Raw genomic sequence first — 20,902 nt, 5'->3', positions numbered from 1 at the left:
GATTAAATAAATTTTAACATTTCAAAATTTGGAATTTTAATTATTAATTTACAATCTTTGTACAGAACAAAACAAGACATGACTTTTATTCAATTACATCATCATCATTTTCATACTTGCACTCAAGCGAGCTGAAAATGTATTGAATAAAACCAAGATATTTTTAAAACCGTTTGAGTAAATCAAGCGGTTTTTTTATTATCAAAACTTCAACAAGATTTACTCAAACACTTTTAACTAAAAAGAAAAATGAGTAAACTAAAAATTGCAATTCAAAAATCTGGACGATTAAACGAGGATTCAATGAAAATCCTTAAAGATGTTGGTATTTCTATCGATAATGGTAAAGACCAGCTTAAAGCATCTGCTAAAAACTTTCCTTTAGAAGTCTTTTATTTACGTAACGGAGACATTCCACAATACTTAAAAGATGGCGTTGTAGACGTCGCTATTATTGGCGAAAATGTCTTGGTAGAAAAAGGACAAGACATCACTATTGCAGAGAAATTAGGTTTTTCAAGTTGTAAAGTGTCTGTAGCGATTCCAAAAGGAAAAAGCTACAATTCTATTAAAGATTTAGAAGGAAAACGAATCGCGACGTCGTATCCAAACACAGTCAACCAATTTTTAAAAGACAACAATGTTAACGCGAATTTGCACATCATTAACGGTTCTGTTGAAATTGCGCCAAACATTGGATTAGCAGACGCAATTGTTGATATTGTATCTAGCGGAAGCACACTTTTTAAAAACAATCTTAAAGAAGTTGAAGTCATTTTAAAATCGGAAGCTGTTTTAGCAGTTTCACCTCAAATTTCTTCTGAAAATCAAGCGATTTTAAACAAGTTGCAGTTTAGATTACAATCAGTTTTAAAAGCAAGAAACTCACGTTACGTCTTACTTAACGCGCCAAATAATAAGGTTGACGACATCATAAATATTTTACCAGGAATGAAAAGTCCAACCGTTTTACCACTAGCCGAAGAAGGCTGGAGTTCATTACATTCCGTAATCAACAAAAACGATTTCTGGGAAATTATAGACGAATTAAAAGCCAATGGAGCAGAAGGTATATTAGTTTGTCCTATTGAAAATATGGTGCTCTAAATTCCTGCGCAAGCTGGAATCTAATATTTTAAAATTATGTCTGGCTGAGCGCAGTCGAAGCCTAATTAACGAGAATAAATGAAAACAATAAAATACCCAAATAAAAATTCGTGGTCAGAGCTTTTAAAACGACCAACTCAAACTGTTAATGATATAGAAAGTACGGTAAATCAAATTTTTGAAGATGTACAACGCAACGGTGATATCGCAATAAAAAAGTATACTAACCTATTTGATGGCGCAGATTTACAATCTAATCTCGTGACGGAACAGGAGATCGAAGAGGCATCTTCAAAAGTATCATCAGAACTAAAAGCTGCGATTAACCAAGCAAAGTCAAATATTGAAGCGTTTCACAAAGCTCAAAAAACAAAAAGGGTAAGCGTAGAAACATCTGTTGGAATTACATGTTGGCAAGAAAAACGTGCCATACAAAAAGTTGGAATTTATATTCCTGCTGGTACAGCGCCTTTATTTTCAACAGTTTTAATGCTGGCAATTCCCGCAAATATCGTAGGTTGTAAAGAAGTTGTGTTATGTTCGCCACCAAATAAAGACGGCAAAATTGCTAACGAAATTTTATATGCAGCTCAACTTTGCGGTGTGACTAAAATTATAAAAGTTGGTGGTATCCAAGCAATTGCAGGATTAACGTTTGGAACAGAAACTATTCCCCAAGTTTATAAAATCTTTGGTCCAGGAAATCAATTTGTAACTGTTGCAAAGCAATTGGCTACAAAATATGGTGTCGCTATCGATATGCCTGCAGGACCAAGCGAATTGTTGGTTGTGGCAGATGAAAGTTCCAATGCAAGTTACGTGGCTTCAGATTTATTAAGTCAAGCAGAACACGGAACAGATAGTCAAGTGATTTTAGTATCAACGTCTGAGAATTTAATTAATGAAGTTGAAACTGAAATCAACACGCAAATCAAAGCATTACCAAGACAAGACATTGCGCAACAAGCTATCAACAATTCAAAATCTATTTTAGTAAATTCAGATGAAGAAGCATTAGATTTAATTAATGATTACGGTCCAGAACACTTTATTGTAGCGACTAAAAACAACGACTTTTATGTCGATGGTATTCAAAACGCAGGTTCTGTATTTATTGGTAATTACACACCAGAAAGTGCTGGCGATTATGCGTCTGGTACCAATCACACCTTACCAACCAATGGATTTAGTAAAGCGTATTCTGGTGTAAATTTAGACAGTTTCACAAAAGCGATTACGTTTCAAAACATCACAAAAGAAGGATTAAAAAACCTAGGAAACACGATAGAACTAATGGCAGAAGCTGAAGGTTTACAAGCGCACAAAAACGCAGTTTCAATTAGATTAAAAGATATTTAGCAAACGTCACATCGAGTGATTTCGAAGAATGAGAAATTGTATCGAGATGTTAAAGTTCTCGATACGATTTTCAAATGAAAATCACTCGAACTGACGAAAATCAAATTAAATGAAAACAACTTTCAACATAAATAACTTAGTCAGACCAAACATAGCAGCCTTAAAACCGTATTCTTCTGCGAGAGATGAGTTTAAAGACGCAACATCAAACCAAATGATTTTCTTAGATGCTAATGAAAATCCGTTTGAAAATGGTGTAAATCGTTACCCAGATCCACAACAAAAGGATGTAAAATCGATGTTGTCGAACATAAAAAACATTCCAACCGAGAATATCCTGTTAGGTAACGGAAGTGACGAAGTGTTAGACTTAATTTTTAGAGCGTTTTGCGAGCCAAACCAAGATAATGTTATCACATTGCCACCAACTTACGGTATGTACGATGTATTAGCAAATACAAATGCTATAGACGTTTTAACAGTTGAATTAGGTGCTGATTTTCAACCAAAAGTAGACGATATTCTAAACACTCAAAACAACAATACAAAACTGTTGTTTCTATGTTCACCAAACAATCCAACAGCGAATAGTTTTGAAGCGTCTAAAATTGAAAAATTATTAACTGATTTCAAAGGAATTGTAGTGATTGACGAAGCGTATATCGATTTTTCAGAAGATGAAAGTTGGATATCGAGATTATCAGATTTTCCAAATTTAATAGTCACGCAAACGCTGTCTAAAGCTTACGGAATGGCAGGAATTAGACTTGGGATTTGCTATGCATCTACCGAAATTATTTCAATTTTAAATAAAATAAAACCACCATATAACGTCAATCAACTAACGCAGCAAAAGGCAATTCAACGTTTAGAAAATCAACAAGACGTTCAAAACGAAATTCAGAATATTATTTCTGAAAGAAGCTTGTTAATTAAAGCCTTGAAGTCGATTACTTGGATTGATACTATATATTCAACACAAGCTAATTTTGTGTTAGTAAAAGTAGATAATGCGACTAATAGATACAATCAGTTAGTAGAAAAAGGCATCGTTGTTCGTAACCGAACCAATCAGCCACTTTGTGAAAACTGTTTGCGTTTTACGGTTGGCACGAGTGATGAGAATGAGAAATTGATTGCAGTATTAAATAATATATAAACGTCACATCGAGTGATTTCGAAATTATAGAAATCAAAATATATTTTGATTGAAGATACCTAAGCGAAGCTTATAGAAATTGTATCGAGATGTAAAAGTTCTCGATACGATTTTCAAAAGAAAATCACTCGAACTGACGAAAACATAAAATAAGATGAAAAAAGTATTATTCATAGACCGTGATGGCACATTGATTAGAGAACCAGCAGACGAGCAAATTGATAGCTTTGAGAAGTTGGTATTTTATCCAAAAGTCTTCACTTATTTAAGTAAAATCGCTAAAGAATTAGATTTCGAAATCGTAATGATTACTAATCAAGATGGATTGGGAACAGATGTGTATCCAGAAAACACGTTTTGGCCAGTTCATAATTTTGTAATTCAATCTTTTGAAAACGAAGGTGTTATTTTTGAAGAACAATTCATTGACAGAACTTTTGCTAAGGATAACGCACCAACACGAAAGCCAAATACAGGTTTGTTAACTAAGTATTTTAGTAAGGATTATGATTTAGAAAATTCGTTTGTGATAGGTGACCGATTAACCGATGTCGAATTAGCTAAAAACCTTGGTTCTAAAGGCATTTTTATCAATGATTACACCAATTTAGGAACAGATGAAATTACGGTAAAACGTGACGCTTTAGACCAGTTTATCGCATTAGAAAGTAATGATTGGGAAGAAATTTATAAATTCTTAAAAGCCAAAGAACGCACAGGAAGCATCGAACGAAACACGAACGAAACCAAGATTAAAATCGATTTAAATCTTGACGGAACAGGACAAAGTAGCATCGATACTGGAATTGCGTTTTTTGATCATATGTTAGATCAAATTGCGCGTCACGGACAATTAGATTTAAACATAAAAGTCGATGGTGATTTAGAAGTAGACGAGCATCACACTATTGAAGATACAGCAATAGCTTTAGGTGAAGTATTTGCAACGACTTTGGGGAACAAATTAGGTATAGAACGTTACGGTTTTAGCTTACCAATGGACGATTGTTTTGCGCAAGCTGCTATAGATTTTGGTGGTAGAAATTGGTTGGTTTGGGAAGCCGACTTTAAACGCGAAATGATTGGTAAAATGCCAACCGAAATGTTTTTTCACTTCTTCAAATCCTTTACAGATGGCGCAAAATGCAACCTAAACATCAAAGCAGAAGGTACAAACGAGCATCACAAAATTGAAGCAATTTTTAAAGCATTTGCTAAAGCAATAAAAATGGCTGTAAAACGCGATGTTGAAAAAATGATTTTACCAAGTACAAAAGGAATGTTGTAGTACTTGTCATTCCGTACTTGATACGGAATCTATAAAAAATGAACAATAATTAATAAGATTCCTGCCTTCGCAGGAATGACAATAAATGAAAATAGTCATCATAAATTACGGTGCAGGAAACATCAAAAGCATTCAATTTGCTTTTAAACGCTTAGGTTTTGAAGCGTTGTTAACTAACAATCCTGAAGAAATTAAAACAGCAGATAAAGTGATTTTTCCTGGTGTAGGCGAGGCGAGTAGTGCAATGCAAAAGCTAAAAGAATCAGGTTTGGACTTGTTGATTCCGCAGTTAAAACAACCTGTTTTAGGGATTTGTTTAGGTATGCAATTAATGTGTAAATCTACAGAAGAAGGTAACACAAAAGGATTAGGTATTTTTGATGTAGAAGTAAAACGCTTTTCAAGCACTGTAAAAGTGCCACAAATGGGTTGGAATACGATAAGTAATCTTAAATCAGATTTATTTAAAGATATTAAAGCAAATGAGTTTATGTATCTCGTGCATAGTTTTTATGCAGAACAATGCCAAGAGGCAATTGCAACTACAACTTATGATGTAGAATACACTTCAGCATTACAAAAAGATAATTTTTACGGTGTCCAATTTCATCCCGAAAAATCATCCTTAGCAGGCGAACAAATTTTGAGAAATTTCATCAATTTATAAAAAAAACAATTAGCTAAAAGCTAAAAGCTAAAAGCAAAAGGCGAAAAAATGAGAATAATACCAGCAATAGATATAATTGAAGGAAAGTGCGTAAGATTAACTAAAGGTGATTATAGCACAACAAAAATGTACAATGAAAATCCGTTAGAAGTTGCCAAACAATTTGAAGATGCAGGTATAGAATACTTGCATATGGTAGATTTGGAAGGCGCTAAAGCAGATCACGTAGTCAACTATAAAGTGTTAGAAAAGGTGGCAACAAAAACCAATTTAAAAATTGATTTTGGTGGCGGACTAAAATCCGACGATGATGTATTTACTGCTTTTAATTCTGGAGCAAGACAAATCACTGGTGGTAGTATAGCCGTAAAAAACACCGACACTTTTTTAAGATGGATTAATAAATACGGAACCCAAAAAATTATCCTTGGAGCCGATTGTAAAAACGAAAAAATTGCTATTTCTGGTTGGTTAGAAGAAAGTAGCTTAGAAGTTGTACCATTTATTCAAGAGTATCAAAAAAATGGTATTCAGTATGTGGTATGTACAGATATTTCAAAAGACGGTATGCTTCAAGGTCCATCGGTAGATTTGTATAAAAAAATAATCAACCAATGTACCAATGGTAGCGCAGATCAATCTGTAAAACTTATCGCTTCTGGCGGAGTAACAACTATTAAAGATGTTGAAATTTTATCTGAAATTGGTTGCGATGGAGTCATAATCGGAAAAGCCATTTACGAAAACAAAATAAGTTTAAAAGAATTAGAACGCTTTTTATAAAACTGTCATTCCGCACTTGATGCGGAATCTATTGTGAAACTAATATTAGATTCCTGCCTATGCAGGAAGTAAAATTATGCTAACAAAACGAATCATACCTTGTCTAGATATTAAAAACGGTCGCACCGTTAAAGGCGTAAATTTTGTTAATTTAAGAGACGCAGGCGATCCTGTAGAATTAGCAAAACAGTATGCGGTAAAAGGCGCAGACGAACTGGTGTTTTTAGATATTTCTGCAACTTTAGAAGGCAGAAAAACAATGATTGAAATGGTGCTGAAAGTCGCGGAACAAGTTAATATTCCATTTACAGTTGGTGGCGGAATTTCATCTTTAGAAGATGTAGATATACTTTTAAAATCTGGTGCAGATAAAATATCTGTCAATTCATCTGCAGTAAAACGACCAGAATTGGTAAACGAATTGTCAAGTAAATTTGGTAGTCAATGTGTTGTGGTTGCTATTGATGCCAAACAAGTTAATGGAGAATGGAAAGTGCATTTAGCTGGAGGAAGTATTCCAACCGAATTAGATTTATTTGATTGGGCAAAAGAAGTTGAAACAAGAGGCGCAGGCGAAATCTTATTTACTTCAATGAATAACGACGGAACAAAGAACGGATTTGCAAATGAAGCATTGGCTAAACTGTCAAAAACGGTAAATATCCCGATAATTGCTTCTGGTGGCGCAGGAACTATTCAGCATTTTACAGATACCTTTAAAGTAGGAAAAGCAGATGCAGCTTTGGCAGCAAGTGTTTTTCATTTTGGTGAAATAGAAATAAAAGATTTAAAAGACGAATTAAAACAGAATGGTATTTCTGTTAGATTATAACTTGTAATCCTGAACTTGATTCAGGATCTCATAAAAAAGTAAAAATATAATGAACATAGATTTCAATAAAAACAACGACGGATTAGTTCCAGCAATCATTCAAGATGCAACAACTAAAAATGTGTTGATGCTTGGCTATATGAATGAAGAAGCGTTTAAAAAAACACAAGACACTAAGTTGGTGACCTTTTTTAGTCGTACCAAAAAACGACTTTGGACCAAAGGTGAAGAAAGCGGTAACGTTTTAAACTTAGTAGATATTAAATTAGATTGTGATAGTGATACTTTGTTAGTAACTGTAAATCCAAACGGACCAACATGCCACACTGGAAGCGATACGTGTTGGAATGAAGACAATACTGAATCTTATGGATTTTTAACCCAATTAGAAAACACTATACAAAGTAGAGTAGAAGCTGGTAATACAGAAAAATCCTATGTAGCTTCATTATTTGCAAAAGGTATCAATAAAGTGGCTCAAAAAGTTGGTGAAGAAGCTGTAGAAGTTGTTATCGAAGCTAAAGACAATAACGACGATTTATTTTTAAATGAAAGTTCCGATTTATTATTTCACTATTTAATGTTGTTGCAGGCTAAAGGTTTTAAGTTAGATGATGTGGTTAAGGTTTTAAAAGAAAGAGAAAAATGATTTTTATTCATTTAACTTTTCCATTAAATAGCTGAAACCATAATACCAACAAGAACTATCTTCTATAGATATAAAATCAAAAGTTGAATCGTTGAGAAGTAAAGTTTTTTCAGTATTTGTACAATAAAAACCTTTTAAATCTAAATTGAACATTTCAAATTCAAATTCTTTTAAAAATCTAACTTGTTCGGTATTTAATTTTTTGTTTTTGAAGTTATCATTATTTATATAATAATCATTCCCCTTTTTTGAGATCTTAATTTCTCCTCCGTATGACGAAAAACATCCGGAAACATTATTAATCAACCGAATGGTTTCATTTTCTTGTAATTGATCTATAAAAGGACTAAAAGCCTTATTGTAATCAAGAGAGTCGACAAAATAATTAATAGTTGTTTTTTCTTGATCAATTTTAAAGTCGATTTCATTTTCAGAATTGTAAAATGAAGGATAAATTATTTTGTAGTTTCCATAGGGTAAAGTATTACTTAAATTCTGTAAATCTAGATGACTATAAGTTTTATCTTCTTCCATCGATTTGATAATGAAATATTTAATAAGTTTATCAGATTTATATTTAATAAATTTCTCATTAATTTCAACTACTCCTTTTTTTACTGTTTGTTCATTTTCTTTTTTGCATTCTTTACAATTGAAGAAGGTTGTCATTAATAATAAAAATAGAATAAGTTTTTTCATCTTTAATTTTTATTCAATTTATAAATAACAAACCCTGAAATCGTTGTAACGATTAGTAATACAAGTCCTTTTAAAGTATCGCTATAAATAAAACTTCCAATTGAAAACAATAATGCGTAAACACCAAAAACACCACAGAAAAAACTAATTGTTTTGTTGCCAAACCCTTTAAATTTTGATTCGTCACCAAAAATTAAAGCATTAAAAGTAATTAAAGTTTTTGCATCTGTAGGTTGCGTTAGTAAGGTCACGATAATCCAACCTATAGTTGTAATTACTACACCTAAAACTAATTGCCAATGTCCAGCAATAGCAACCAATGGTGTATCTAATTTTCCGTTTATAAAGAAGAATACAGCAATTAAAAACGAAATGATCATAGCTGCAATTTCGCTGTACGGATTAATTCTGCTCCAAAACCAACGTAAAATAAAAAGTAATCCTGTTCCAGCTCCAATTTGAAGTAATAAATTAAATACATCTGCTGCCGATTGTAAATAAAATGAAAATAAGGCAGCGCATAACATTAATAATACTGTAGAGATACGTCCAACTAATACTTGTTGTTTTTCGGTAGCATCTGGTTTTAGAAATCGTTTGTAAAAATCGTTTACTATGTAAGAACTTCCCCAATTTAATTGTGTCGAAATAGTGCTCATAAACGCAGCAATAAGCGATGTTAATACAATTCCTATTAATCCAGCAGGTAAATATGTCATCATTGCTGCGTAAGCTACATCGTGACCTTGCATTTGCTTTGTAAGGTTAGGAAAGGTTTCTGAGATGGCATTTAAATTAGGAAAAACAACAATTGAAGCCAAACCAACCACAACCCATGGCCAAGGACGAATTGCATAATGTGCTACATTAAAAAATAAAGTTGCCCAAGTCGCGTGTTTCTCGTTTTTAGCAGCTAGCATACGTTGTGCAATATATCCGCCGCCACCAGGTTCTGCACCAGGATACCACGTGCTCCACCATTGTACCGCTAACGGAATAATTAGCAAAGTTATTAGTGCTTCTGTGTTACTAAAATCTGGAAAAAATGCTAATTTATCTACTACATTTTCATTTATTAAAAGGTTATCTATTCCACCAATTTCTGGAATATTAATTATGTATATTGTAGCCCAAATACTTCCTACCATAGCAATGATAAACTGAATAAAATCGGTAATTAACACACCTTTTAATCCTCCTAAGGTAGAATAAACAACCACAATAATTGAAGCATAAAGCAGCATTTCTTCTTGAGAAATTCCTAATAAAATATTTGCAATTTTCGCACCAGCCAAACATACGCCAGCCATAGTGATAATATTAAAGATTACACCAAGATAAATAGCTCTAAATCCGCGTAAAAAACTAGCCGTTTTTCCGCTATAGCGTAATTCGTAAAACTCTAGATCTGTAGTTATTCCGCTTTTGCGCCATAATCTAGCGTAAAAAAACACGGTTAACATACCGGTAAGTAGCATTGCCCACCAAACCCAGTTTCCAGAAACTCCGTTTGTTCTAACTAATTCTGTTACTAATCCAGGTGTATCTGCAGCAAATGTTGTAGCAACCATGCTTACACCAAGTAACCACCAAGGCATGTTTCGGCTTGATAAGAAAAACGATTTTGTGTCTTTACCAGCTTGTTTAGAAACAAAAATTCCTATTCCTGCAAATAGAATTAAAAAAAAGGCAATTATTACCCAATCTAAAGTAGATAAAACCATAATTATAAATGTTGATAAACAAATCTAAGATTTATTAATAAATAAAAAAGCATTAGAAATTTCTAATGCTTTTTTATAGGAGTTAAAACTTGTTACTTAAGCCAACCTTTTGCAATTCCTTTATTTGAAAAAATAATTAAAAGTATAGCAACAATTGGGATTGAAATAGACATACCTGTATCAAATCCAGACATTTTATCTGTAATTGGAGACATAAAAAATGTGTAAATAGATTGAACTATTACAGCGATAAATGAAGTAATAAATAAGATGTTAGCTAATTTTTTTCTTAATAATAACAAAATGCATGCACCAAATCCAGCAGATACAGCTATAGCAAATGCAGCTGTATACCAAGCAGGAAATTCTATTCTATATATTTCTTGTTGTTCTGGTGGCATTGCTGCTATAGCTTCTTCGGTTAAAAATGCTTGTCCAATATAAGCTAATACGCCCATTGTATTCCATATAAGCGCTACGATGCTAATAACCCAGAAGCTAATTGGTGGTTTTTGAGATGTTGTCATAATTTAAATTTTAGTTAGTTTATAAAAGACAATTTATAAATTTTTTGTCAATTGCGCCTTAAAAACTTATTTTCGGCACTAATTATGAAAAAGAAATTTTTTTACGTTATCACCATTCAATACTTAGGCTATCGTTTTCACGGTTGGCAAAAACAACCTGATGTAAAGACCTTACACTTAATGGTAGATCGTACTTTAAATTTCATCTTAGATAAAAAGCCTTTTAAAACCTTAGTTTCTGGTCGTACAGATGCTATGGTAAGTGCAGAGAATGCTGCTTTCGAGTTGTTTTTAGAAGAACCTATCGAAGAATTTGATGCGTTTTTAGAGTTGTTTAATTATAATTTACCACAAGATATTAGAGCTAAATCTATCCGAGAAGTAGATAGTAAGTTTAATATTATTCAATCTTCAAAAACCAAAGAATACGTTTATATATTTGCGTTTGGCGGTAAATTTCATCCATTTTGCGCGCCAATAATGACTACAATTCTTGATCCTTTAGATATACAGATCATGAAAACAGGCGCCAAGCTTTTTGAAGGTAAACACTATTTAAAGAACTATTGTTTTAGGCCAACAGACAATGGTATTTACGAAAGAGAAATTGAAACCTGTGAAATTGTCGAAAATACACTTTATACAGCAAATTTTTTCCCAGAAACTTCATATATGCTTCGTGTTAGAGGTAAAGGATTTATGAGAAATCAAATCCGATTAATGATGGGCGCATTAATAAATTTAGGTAAAGGTAATCTAACCTTAACGCAGATAGAGTCTAGTCTTACAAAAGATAACGATGTTGTTATAGATTATGTAGCACCAGCTTCTGGGCTTATTCTTCACAAATTAGAGTTTGAATAATCTGTTAAGTCTTTTAACAACCTTCAATTTTCTTAACACAATTTTATGTTAAAAACTTCAGCTTATAGTTAAAGCTAGTTAAATACTTCGTAATCAGTGTTGTTTAAGTGTATCTTCACATTGTTAAACAAACCAAACAACCAAAAAAAAGATTATGAGTTATTTAAATATGCAAGATGAAAAATTATTACCAGTAGTAATGGACTTAAACACATTACTGTCTGATTATCACATGTATTACCAAAAACTAAGAAGTTTTCATTGGAATGTGTTGGGAAAAAACTTTTTTGACCTTCACGAGCAATTTGAAAACATGTATAACGACGCGAAGATTAAAATTGATGAAATCGCCGAACGCATTCTAACTTTAAGACATCATCCGGTAAGTAAGTTTAGTGATTACATTAAAATAGCAACTGTACAGGAAGAAAGTGCTATGATATCTGACCAAGCGATGATTAATTCTCTTCTAAAAGATCACAAAATAATTCTAGCGCAAATGTCTAATGTTATAGAAAGTGCAGAAAAGGCAAATGACGAAGGAACAATAGATTTAATAGGAGCATACATTAGAGAGTTAGAAAAAACTAGTTGGATGTTAAATGCATGGTCAAAAAAGACGTCAGAACAATTAAAACAAGATAAGGTAATAAGTTAATGTTTGAGTTTAAGCTTTATTATTTATTAACCTTAAAATCAAAATATTATGAAAAATCAATTAACCGAAGCATACAATTTATTAATAGATAAACTAGAAGGATGGTTTAATATAATTGTAACCAATATCCCTAATTTAATTTTAGCCGTTTTAGTATTAATCACAGCTTATTTTGTTTCAAAATATGTGAACAAATATGTAAGCAAATTAATGGCAAGTAGAGTGCAACAAAACTCTATTACTAACATGGTAGGACGTATATCTGCTGTAGTTGTTGTGCTAGCAGGTTTGTTTTTAGCCTTAGGAATTTTAAACTTAAGTAAAACATTAACCTCTTTATTAGCAGGAGCAGGAGTAGCAGGATTAGCAATTGGATTAGCCTTACAAGGTACATTATCTAATACGTTTGCAGGTGTAGTTTTATCTTTTAGAAAAAAAATACAGATAGGACATTGGGTAGAAACTAATGGGTTTTCTGGAGAAGTTATGGATATAAATCTTAAAGATTTCACCTTAAAAGAAGCAGATAATAACATTGTTGTTATACCTAATAAAATGATTCTTGAAAATCCTTTAAAAAACTACACATTAACTACAAAAATGAGAGTATTCTTAGAATGTGGTGTAGGATATGAGTCTAATCTTGAAGATGTAGAACGTATAACTAAAGAAACTATTTGTAACACATTTGATCAGATAGAAAAACCAGAAGATGTAGAGTTTTACTATACAGAATACGGAGGAAGTTCTATTAACTATTTATGTAGATTTTGGATAGATGCAGAGAATGCTTTAGAAAAATTAAGAGCAAAAAGTAAAGCGATTATCGAAATTAAAAAAGCGTATGATAAATCCGAAATTAATATTCCGTTTCCTATCAGAACGCTACAATTTGACAACAAATTATCTTTTGATGCACCACAATTAGAAGATCAATTTTCAAACAACTAATACAAGCTTTTAAATAAGCAACACAATAATTAATAACCATTAAAAACCAAAAATTATGTTACGTTGGACAATCACATTTATTATTATCGCAATTATCGCCGGAATCTTAGGTTTTGGTGGCGTAGCTGGCGCAGCTGCAGGAATTGCTAAAATTTTATTCTTCATCTTTTTAGTGCTATTCGTACTATCACTTTTAAGAGGAGCAACCAGGTAAAACTAGTTAACTAATCAGTTGGTATAACTAATTTTAGAGGCAAATAAGCTAGCTGATTAGTTCTTATTTATTAACCAATTAAAACCACAAAAAATGAAAAAACTAATTTATACAGTAATGATCATGTTCTCTTTGGCAGTAATGTTTACGTCATGTAGAGAAGAAAAATCTCCGGAAGAAAAAATTGAAGAAGCTATGGATGAAGTAGGAGATGATTTAGAAAATGCTTCAGACGATGTTCAAGATGCAATGGAAGATGTGCAAGATGAAATTGAAGAAGTAAAAGAAGAAAGTCAAGACCAATAATAACCACTAAAAACCAAATATTATGAAATTCACATTAAAAAAATCAATCTACGCATTAGTATTAATGTTTTCTTTAGCAACTGCATTTACATCATGTAGAGAAGAAAAATCTACAGGAGAAAAAGTAGAAGACGCTGTAGAAGATGTAGCAGACGATATTGAAGATGCTGTAGATTAAAAAGCAATCAAAAAAAATTGCTATGAAATAAGAAATAAACATCAACACAGAAAAAGAAAAAACCATGAAAAATTTAATAATATTATCAGCATTTTTAACCTCTACGGTTTTTTATGCTCAAGATCAAGCAGCAAACGTAGATCATATAGAAACTACAACTACAAAAACAACATCTGTAAAAGTAAACGGTGAAAAAATAGAGCGTAAAGTAAAAGTAAATACAAAAGCAGAAACGCCTATTACCTTTGAAAAACAACCAGATGGAACGTTAGATAGAAAAAATAACCCAACAAAAATAGAAAGAGAAATATCTATAGATAACGATAACGATCCTTTTTATGATGAGACTACAAAAGAGGTATTTTATAGTTACAACGACAATAATTACACATTCACTTCTAACGATACTGGATTTGTAATTAATACGATGGAAAATGAACAATTATCTAAACATGCTAAAGCTTTAAAATTAAATAACAGTAATAGATATTTGTTTAAATCTGATAAATTAACAGGAGTAGGATATTTTAACGCCGAAGGAAATTTTGTAATAGAATATTACGATTCAGAAAAAGATGCACTAGTCACTAAAACGTATTTAAGTAAATAGTGTATTTAAATAAAAATAATAAAAGCTTCAGTTTTTCGCTGAGGCTTTTTTATTTTAGTACTTAAATTAATAGCTATGACTACTACTTTAACAAAAAACGTCTTTCAATTTTTAAACCAATTAGAACAAAATAATGATAGAGATTGGTTTAATGCACATAAAGACACTTTTAAATCTATAGAAAAAGAAGTTAAACAGTTTAATACTCACGTTTTTAATTTATTAAACACTCATGATGACGTCGATAAACTTAAATTATTTAGAATTTATCGAGACGTAAGATTTTCTAAAAATAAACAACCTTACAAAACCCATTTTGGTTGTTCTTTTAACAGAGTTAAACCTAAATTAAGAGGCGGATATTATATTCATATTCAGCCTAATAATCAAAGTTTTATAGCTACAGGATTTTGGGATCCAAATAAGGACGATTTATTTAGAATTAGAAAAGAATTTGAAATGGATGATGAAGATATCAGAGCAATTTTAAAGGATAAAGAATTTGCTTCTATTTGGGGAAATTTTAAAGGTGACGAATTAAAAACAGCACCAAAAGGATTTGATAAATCTCATCCAGCAATAGATTTAATAAGAAGAAAACAATTTATTTTTACCAAAGAATTTTCTGATCAAGAGGTATTGTCTCCAGATTTTATCACAACTATTGATCAAGCATTTAAAGCTATAAGACCGTTTTTTGATTTAATGAGTGATATTTTAACCACAGATTTAAACGGTCAATCAATAATTGATTAATTAGATTATTTGCTTAATTGTATACTTAGTCCCATTAAATTCAAATTGTTCACCTTCAGTTTTTTGTTTTAGCAGTTGTCCTATTGGTGATTGCAAAGAAATAGCGTAATAGGTGTTGTTATCAATTTCTATTTTACCTAAACTAATAGCAATAAAAAACTGTAAAGTATCTGTAATTACAAGACTTCCTAATGCTGCATTAGTAGAAAGTAAATTGGTTTTAACCAGTTTTAAATACTCGTGTGTTTTTCTAGCTTCATTTAAATAACCAATGTTTTTTTCTAGGTCATTCATTAATTTACCGTTACCAGAATCGTCATCTTCATTATTGCCTTTATCGTTACTTTCTAAAGATTCTTTAATAAGGTTAATTTCGTTTTTGTAATCATTTATGCGGTCTTCCACATGGTTGTTACAAATTTGCCAAAGTTGTTGTTTAATAGTCATTAACTGTTTTATACTGCAGCTAGATAATCTGGTTTTTCAAAAAGTTGAATATTACTTTGTAGTCGTTGCTTAACAATAGTCATCATACGTTTATTTAACGCAGACGAATTTTTTATATATATACTATATTCTAAAACCGTAAATTGACCTATTATCATGCCTTTTAAGCTATTTCTAAACTTGATATCTTTATGAATAGCGTTTTCTATATAATTAAGTCTTTTTTCTAAGGTTAGTTGATAAAATACATTTTTATGTTTTGCAATGTAGTTTTTAAAAACTTCTATTAATAAATCATTTTGAAGCTTAATTATAGGTCTTAAGGTTTCATTTTGAAATCTTTCGTCATTACTCATATGTTCATTTAAAACTATACTTTCTATAACTGGTCTTGCTTCTAATAATAGTTGATCTCTTGTAGTCATAACTTGAAGTTTTAATTAAAATTATTGATAATTTTAATACTTAATTAGAGCAAAAAAAAATGTTGTTAACTGTCTTATTAACAACATTTTTTATTTATTATGAAGTACTTAAATTCTAATTATTTTAATATGAAATAATTAGAATTAATAGTTTATCTATTAACGTAAACCCAACCAACAACAGGTTTGTCTTCTGGAAGTTCTATACAGTAATAATACGTTCCTGTTGGTAAAGGCTCGTTAGTATTTGTTATTCCATTCCATTCGTTTCTGTAGTTAACTTTACTATAAACTTCTTTACCGTATCTATTGTAAATTGTAATCTTTGTGGCTTCTAACCAAGACACTTCAAAATACTCGTTATACTCATCACCATTTGGAGAAATTCCTTGCGGAATAATACAGTTTTCTGGCGTTAAGTAAGTCAAGAATTCAGTATTACTACATACGTCATTTGTCGTGTATTGTACGGTGTAATATGTGTTTGGTTGTGTATTGCTAACTTCACCAGTTTCAGGGTTTATAACAGCGCCATCATTTGGTTCTGGATTAAAAGAGAATGTGCCTACTGTAGTTCCTGTTACAATCATTTTTGCAGAATAACAGAATAAATTGTCTTCGTCTAATTCAAAACTTGCATCATCTAAAGGTAGTAAAGTCACTGAAACAACAGCAAATTCCTGACAAACCGTTTGAGGTGTTGTGTATCTAACTTCATAGGTTTCACCTGGATTAGCATTATAAATTTCTCCTGTAGTAGGATTTATCATAGCGCCATCAAAAGGCGTTGTTTCAAACATAAATGATCCGCCTTGTGTTCCTGTTACGTTAAAGTTTGCACCTTCACAAGCAATTGCACTAACTTCAAAATCAGGATTAGCAATGATGTGATTTATATTTACCATATATACTTGCGAACATGTTCCAAGCGAAACTTCAATTTGATATTCACCAGTATCATTAACATTATTTATAGTGTTTGACGTTTGGTTAGGTATTATTGTGTTGTCTAGATACCATTGGTAAGTTTCGGTCCCATCAAAATTTCCACCAGTTAGTGTTAATGTTGTCGTGTCTTCATTACAAAGCGTTATTATATCGTTATCATCTGGAGCAACACTAGATTGTAATTGTAATCCACTAAAAGGATCTTGAACTGTCACATCAAATTGACAGAATATTGTAGTTCCAACACTATTTGAAGCTGTATATTCTACAGTTGTTGTACCAATAGGAAATGCTTGATCTGGATTAAATCCTTGAAGCAAAGTTACACTTGTGTTTGTTGGATCACAATTATCTGTAATTGTAGGAATACTAAAATTTGGAATTGCATAACATTGTCCAGCGTCTGTCGCAATGGTAATGTCTTGTGGGCAAAAATCAAAGCTAATATCGTCACAAACGGTAGCTAAAGTAACTGGTCCAACCCAATTGCTCATGCTAGTACTACTACAAATTGCACTTATGTAAAAATCGTAAGTTGTATTTATATTTAAACCGGAATAAGTATAAGGCATTGTATTAACTGTAATTCCAGATCCTGTTGGAGTCATTCCTGTAGGAACAGCTTCAATTTCCCAACTTATTGCAGATCCAACTTCTGTCCAGTTTAAATCTATAGTTGTAGCTGTAGGATTTGATGCTGTAAAATTAATAGGTTCTGGACAAGGTAGCATACTTTCTATAGTAATATCATCTATTGCCATATCAGATGTGTAAGAGCTACCTCTAATACCTCTAAATCTAACTTGAAAATTAGAAACGGTTTCATAACTACTAATATCTATCACTTGGTTTAACCAAGCGCTACTATTAGAACTTTGTTGTTGACCATTTAAAACAAAAACATCTTGTACCCAATTTAATCCATCATAAAGATCGACGTGTAATTCTCCCATTGCTGATCCGTACATATGGTAATTAAAATGAAGTACAGTATTTGTAGATGTTGTTAAATCAAATATTGGAGATAATAAAATCGCTACATCACCTGTGTTTGCAGGAGAAGAAGCTTCAGTATAAAAATAATTTGTACCATTTGCAGCAGCGTTTGGACCAGTTCCTATAGATGCTGTACCAAATGAATTTGCTCTCCATTCATAATTAGAATCTACCGCAGACCAACAATTATCAATTAAACTAGCGTTACCTAGTAATTGTGTTTCTACAGGTTCTACATAAGGAACACTTAAAGTAACACATGGTGTAGAAAATGTTTCTGGACCTGCTAATTCACTACAACCTGTATTGGACACAGCTTGAATATACACATCGTAATCTGTATTAGCTGTTAAGTTAGATACCGTATATGGTATACTATTTACAATTGTGCCTGTTCCAGTTGGTGTTGTTCCTGCTGGAACTATCTCTATATTCCAAGAAGTTTCTGTTCCTCCAGGTAACCAATCTATAATCGCATTAGTCGCTGTTATAGAAGAAATAGTTATGTTTTGAGGCGCAGGATATGAAGGATTAACTGTTACTGTTGCTGTACAAGTTTCAGTGTTTCCATAAATATCTGTAACTGAAAGTATAACACTATTATTACCTACATCCGAACAATTAAAATTAGTTTGCGATAAATTTAAACTTTGTATTCCGCAAGTATCAAAACTTCCATCATCAATATCTGATGCGGTAATGCTTGCATTACCTAAATTGTCTAAATCAATTGTTATGTCTTGACAAATAACTGTTGGAGGCAAATTATCTTCTGCATTCACAGAAGTTGATGCAGACGCATTACAATTTGGTGAATTAACAGTTAAAGTTACATTGTAATTACCTTCTGTAGCATAAGAATGACAAGGCGTTGCAAGAGTAGACGTATTACCATCGCCAAAATCCCATAAATAGTTGGCATTTGTGTTAGCAGATACTAATACATTATCTAATCCCCAATTGTCGTATTGGCTACCACTATTATCTTGCTGAAACCATCTAAATAATGTGTTAGCCGTTTGAGCTGCAACAGGAATATTCTCTGTGTATTGTGTCCAACTATATAATGGATCTGTTAATATATCTGTAGGAATCCAATAATTAATATCTACCCAAGTAGCACCATTATTTATAGAATATTGTAATCTAACACCTTCTTCTGGTAAATCTGCAGTTTCACAACCAGGATCTGGATCATCTGCACCATATCGCATGTAAAACTGTATAATTCCACCTAAAGATACATCTAAAGTATTTGTGGTAACTTGTCTATAACCGTTAGAATCTAATGTTGTCGCCCAAAAATATGGCGAATTATCTACCATATCTGTAATACAAGGTGTTCCTACTGCATAAGGAGAAGAATTCCATCCTGTTGGTAATACTCCAGAATTAAAATCGAAAAATGTTCCAAATTGACTACCAATAGGGAAGAAGCAGTATTCTAAACAGTTATCTGTGCTTTCTAAAGCATCGATTGTAAAGATGCATGAAATGGTTGTTAAATTTACTGGTCCAATCCAATTACTATATCCATTAGCTAAACAATTTGATCTAAGGTATACATCATAATTTTCTCCAGAAATTAAATTATCTACTGTATAAGGATTTGCATTTATAGCAGTTCCTGTTCCTGTTGGTGTTGCTCCGGATAAAACAATTTCGTATTCCCAATCTAAAGCAGATCCATTTTCTGTCCAGCCAAAAGTTGCAGTTGTTTCGCTTGTTCCAATAATATTTAATCCTGAAGGATCTGTACATTGCGCATTAATTACATGACTGCTTAATGCTATAAGTATAAATAAAATAAAGTTTTTCATGTGTAATGCGTTATAAAGTTTTTACAGATAAGTTTTTAAAGTTTGCGTATTCTAATTGCACATTGGTTGTGCTTTTTAAAAACTTATTAAACACGAAAAAGCTTTTTTGATTAGATAAGTTGTAAGTAGGGATAAAATCTTGGTTAGGTTGTAAAACCGTAGCGCGATAAAGCTCTCCAGAATTTGTATGCACTTTATCCGAATTGCTGTATTTAAGCTCAAAATCCCAATTTATAAATACTTGTTTATTGGTCTTGTTTTTAAATTTATATTGTACATATTCTTTAAAAATCCCGTTTTTTTCATCACTTACGTTAACGGTTCTTTGGCTAATGGTTACTAATTCTAAATCTTTAGTAACAGTCCAATTATTTACTACAGTAAGTTTTTCTTGAGCGTAGGTTAAAAAAGTGCTAAAAACAAGCACTAAGGTTAGAAGGTTTTTCATTTATTGATTAATTTAGAAGTCTAACCTAAACATTATCTATATCTTTTAAAAAAAATATAGATAAACAGTAAAAAAACACTTATTAAAAACATATGAGATTTCACACAAGAAAATGGGTAAAACCCGAAGATTTAAATCCTAACGGAACATTATTTGGTGGTAAATTACTAGCTTGGATAGACGAAGAAGCTGCGCTTTATAGTATAGTACAACTAGAAAATAATAGAGTTGTTACCAAATACATGAGTGAAATTAATTTTATGAGTAAAGCTACAGAAGGCGATATTGTTGAAATTGGTATTGACGTTAAAAAATTTGGTAGCTCTTCCTTAACACTAAAGTGCGAAGTGCGTAATATGCGAACACGCGAAACCATTATCACAGTAGAGGATATTATTATGGTAAATTTAGGAGACGATGGTAAACCTAAACCACATGGTAAAACCAAAATAGAATATATAAAAGATAGATTAAAAGAACAATAACA

Annotated in this window: 24 protein-coding genes; 17 read left to right on the top strand and 7 right to left on the bottom strand. The window is 31.7% G+C overall.

The window, feature by feature from the left end; translation table 11 throughout:
* The first annotated feature begins 249 nt into the window (after positions 1 to 249).
* The 8 genes from hisG (at position 250) to hisIE (ending at position 7,844) form a co-directional block, all read left to right on the top strand.
* On the top strand, positions 250 to 1,107 hold the full coding sequence (hisG, locus tag IFB02_RS12690) for an ATP phosphoribosyltransferase (protein WP_191072843.1): 858 nt from the start codon (positions 250 to 252) through the stop codon (positions 1,105 to 1,107).
* 78 nt (positions 1,108 to 1,185) lie between these two features.
* A complete protein-coding gene (gene hisD / locus IFB02_RS12685) occupies positions 1,186 to 2,466 on the top strand; it encodes a histidinol dehydrogenase (protein WP_191072842.1) in 1,281 nt (426 codons plus the stop codon).
* Between the two features lie 109 nt (positions 2,467 to 2,575).
* Positions 2,576 to 3,625: a histidinol-phosphate transaminase gene (gene hisC / locus IFB02_RS12680; protein ID WP_191072841.1), complete on the top strand. Its 1,050-nt coding sequence runs from the start codon at positions 2,576 to 2,578 to the stop codon at positions 3,623 to 3,625.
* 154 nt (positions 3,626 to 3,779) lie between these two features.
* Positions 3,780 to 4,913: a bifunctional histidinol-phosphatase/imidazoleglycerol-phosphate dehydratase HisB gene (gene hisB / locus IFB02_RS12675; protein WP_191072840.1), complete on the top strand. Its 1,134-nt coding sequence runs from the start codon at positions 3,780 to 3,782 to the stop codon at positions 4,911 to 4,913.
* A gap of 85 nt (positions 4,914 to 4,998) precedes the next feature.
* Complete coding sequence (hisH, locus tag IFB02_RS12670) at positions 4,999 to 5,580, top strand: imidazole glycerol phosphate synthase subunit HisH (RefSeq protein WP_191072839.1); 582 nt, start codon at positions 4,999 to 5,001, stop codon at positions 5,578 to 5,580.
* A 48-nt stretch (positions 5,581 to 5,628) separates the two neighbouring features.
* Positions 5,629 to 6,363, top strand: a complete 735-nt coding sequence (gene hisA / locus IFB02_RS12665; protein ID WP_191072838.1) for a 1-(5-phosphoribosyl)-5-[(5-phosphoribosylamino)methylideneamino]imidazole-4-carboxamide isomerase — start codon at positions 5,629 to 5,631, stop codon at positions 6,361 to 6,363.
* A gap of 76 nt (positions 6,364 to 6,439) precedes the next feature.
* The gene (gene hisF / locus IFB02_RS12660; RefSeq protein WP_191072837.1) at positions 6,440 to 7,195 is read left to right on the top strand and encodes an imidazole glycerol phosphate synthase subunit HisF; all 756 of its coding nucleotides are present in this window, start codon (positions 6,440 to 6,442) and stop codon (positions 7,193 to 7,195) included.
* Positions 7,196 to 7,244: 49 nt separating this feature from the next.
* On the top strand, positions 7,245 to 7,844 hold the full coding sequence (gene hisIE / locus IFB02_RS12655; RefSeq protein ID WP_106688734.1) for a bifunctional phosphoribosyl-AMP cyclohydrolase/phosphoribosyl-ATP diphosphatase HisIE: 600 nt from the start codon (positions 7,245 to 7,247) through the stop codon (positions 7,842 to 7,844).
* A gap of 3 nt (positions 7,845 to 7,847) precedes the next feature.
* Here the strand turns inward: hisIE and IFB02_RS12650 are convergent, their stop codons facing one another.
* The 3 genes from IFB02_RS12650 to IFB02_RS12640 form a co-directional block, all read right to left on the bottom strand.
* Positions 7,848 to 8,543, bottom strand: coding sequence for a hypothetical protein (locus IFB02_RS12650; protein WP_106688733.1), 696 nt, complete (start codon positions 8,541 to 8,543; stop codon positions 7,848 to 7,850).
* A 2-nt stretch (positions 8,544 to 8,545) separates the two neighbouring features.
* Positions 8,546 to 10,267: a sodium:solute symporter family protein gene (locus tag IFB02_RS12645; protein ID WP_106688732.1), complete on the bottom strand. Its 1,722-nt coding sequence runs from the start codon at positions 10,265 to 10,267 to the stop codon at positions 8,546 to 8,548.
* Positions 10,268 to 10,359: 92 nt separating this feature from the next.
* Positions 10,360 to 10,794 carry a hypothetical protein gene (locus IFB02_RS12640; protein ID WP_106688731.1) on the bottom strand — a complete coding sequence of 145 codons (435 nt, stop codon included), beginning with the start codon at positions 10,792 to 10,794 and terminating at the stop codon, positions 10,360 to 10,362.
* Between the two features lie 81 nt (positions 10,795 to 10,875).
* Between IFB02_RS12640 and IFB02_RS12635 the strand changes: the two genes are divergently transcribed.
* The 8 genes from IFB02_RS12635 to IFB02_RS12600 all read left to right on the top strand — a co-directional run bounded on the left by IFB02_RS12635 (position 10,876) and on the right by IFB02_RS12600 (position 15,331).
* Positions 10,876 to 11,658, top strand: a complete 783-nt coding sequence (locus IFB02_RS12635) for a tRNA pseudouridine synthase A (RefSeq protein ID WP_191073178.1) — start codon at positions 10,876 to 10,878, stop codon at positions 11,656 to 11,658.
* A gap of 154 nt (positions 11,659 to 11,812) precedes the next feature.
* Positions 11,813 to 12,316, top strand: a complete 504-nt coding sequence (locus tag IFB02_RS12630) for a Dps family protein (RefSeq protein WP_106688729.1) — start codon at positions 11,813 to 11,815, stop codon at positions 12,314 to 12,316.
* Positions 12,317 to 12,364: 48 nt separating this feature from the next.
* Positions 12,365 to 13,267, top strand: coding sequence for a mechanosensitive ion channel family protein (locus IFB02_RS12625; RefSeq protein ID WP_106688728.1), 903 nt, complete (start codon positions 12,365 to 12,367; stop codon positions 13,265 to 13,267).
* Between the two features lie 55 nt (positions 13,268 to 13,322).
* Positions 13,323 to 13,481, top strand: coding sequence for a DUF1328 family protein (locus tag IFB02_RS12620; RefSeq protein ID WP_106688727.1), 159 nt, complete (start codon positions 13,323 to 13,325; stop codon positions 13,479 to 13,481).
* A gap of 93 nt (positions 13,482 to 13,574) precedes the next feature.
* Positions 13,575 to 13,787, top strand: coding sequence for a hypothetical protein (locus IFB02_RS12615; protein ID WP_106688726.1), 213 nt, complete (start codon positions 13,575 to 13,577; stop codon positions 13,785 to 13,787).
* A 22-nt stretch (positions 13,788 to 13,809) separates the two neighbouring features.
* Positions 13,810 to 13,965, top strand: coding sequence for a hypothetical protein (locus tag IFB02_RS12610; protein ID WP_165569199.1), 156 nt, complete (start codon positions 13,810 to 13,812; stop codon positions 13,963 to 13,965).
* Between the two features lie 64 nt (positions 13,966 to 14,029).
* Positions 14,030 to 14,575, top strand: a complete 546-nt coding sequence (locus IFB02_RS12605) for a hypothetical protein (RefSeq protein ID WP_106688725.1) — start codon at positions 14,030 to 14,032, stop codon at positions 14,573 to 14,575.
* Positions 14,576 to 14,650: 75 nt separating this feature from the next.
* Positions 14,651 to 15,331 (top strand): DUF2461 domain-containing protein, encoded by a 681-nt coding sequence (locus tag IFB02_RS12600; protein WP_106688724.1) that lies wholly within the window; start codon positions 14,651 to 14,653, stop codon positions 15,329 to 15,331.
* On the opposite strand, the gene IFB02_RS12595 is transcribed toward IFB02_RS12600, so the two are convergent.
* The 4 genes from IFB02_RS12595 to IFB02_RS12580 all read right to left on the bottom strand — a co-directional run bounded on the left by IFB02_RS12595 (position 15,332) and on the right by IFB02_RS12580 (position 20,415).
* Positions 15,332 to 15,778 (bottom strand): transcription elongation factor, encoded by a 447-nt coding sequence (locus tag IFB02_RS12595; protein WP_106688723.1) that lies wholly within the window; start codon positions 15,776 to 15,778, stop codon positions 15,332 to 15,334. It abuts the gene before it with no gap.
* 8 nt (positions 15,779 to 15,786) lie between these two features.
* Entirely contained in the window at positions 15,787 to 16,203 is a 417-nt protein-coding gene (locus IFB02_RS12590) for a glyoxalase (protein WP_106688722.1), read from the bottom strand.
* A gap of 152 nt (positions 16,204 to 16,355) precedes the next feature.
* Positions 16,356 to 19,967, bottom strand: coding sequence for a T9SS type B sorting domain-containing protein (locus IFB02_RS12585; protein WP_106688721.1), 3,612 nt, complete (start codon positions 19,965 to 19,967; stop codon positions 16,356 to 16,358).
* Positions 19,968 to 19,977: 10 nt separating this feature from the next.
* Positions 19,978 to 20,415, bottom strand: coding sequence for a hypothetical protein (locus IFB02_RS12580; protein ID WP_106688720.1), 438 nt, complete (start codon positions 20,413 to 20,415; stop codon positions 19,978 to 19,980).
* A gap of 92 nt (positions 20,416 to 20,507) precedes the next feature.
* Here IFB02_RS12580 and IFB02_RS12575 point away from each other — a divergent pair, with 92 nt between their 5' ends.
* The gene (locus IFB02_RS12575) at positions 20,508 to 20,900 is read left to right on the top strand and encodes an acyl-CoA thioesterase (RefSeq protein ID WP_106688719.1); all 393 of its coding nucleotides are present in this window, start codon (positions 20,508 to 20,510) and stop codon (positions 20,898 to 20,900) included.
* The last annotated feature ends 2 nt before the right edge of the window (positions 20,901 to 20,902 follow it).

The sequence above is a fragment of the Mesoflavibacter profundi genome, assembly GCF_014764305.1.
Lineage (GTDB): Bacteria > Bacteroidota > Bacteroidia > Flavobacteriales > Flavobacteriaceae > Mesoflavibacter > Mesoflavibacter profundi.
This window is presented reverse-complemented; position numbering and strand designations above follow the sequence as displayed.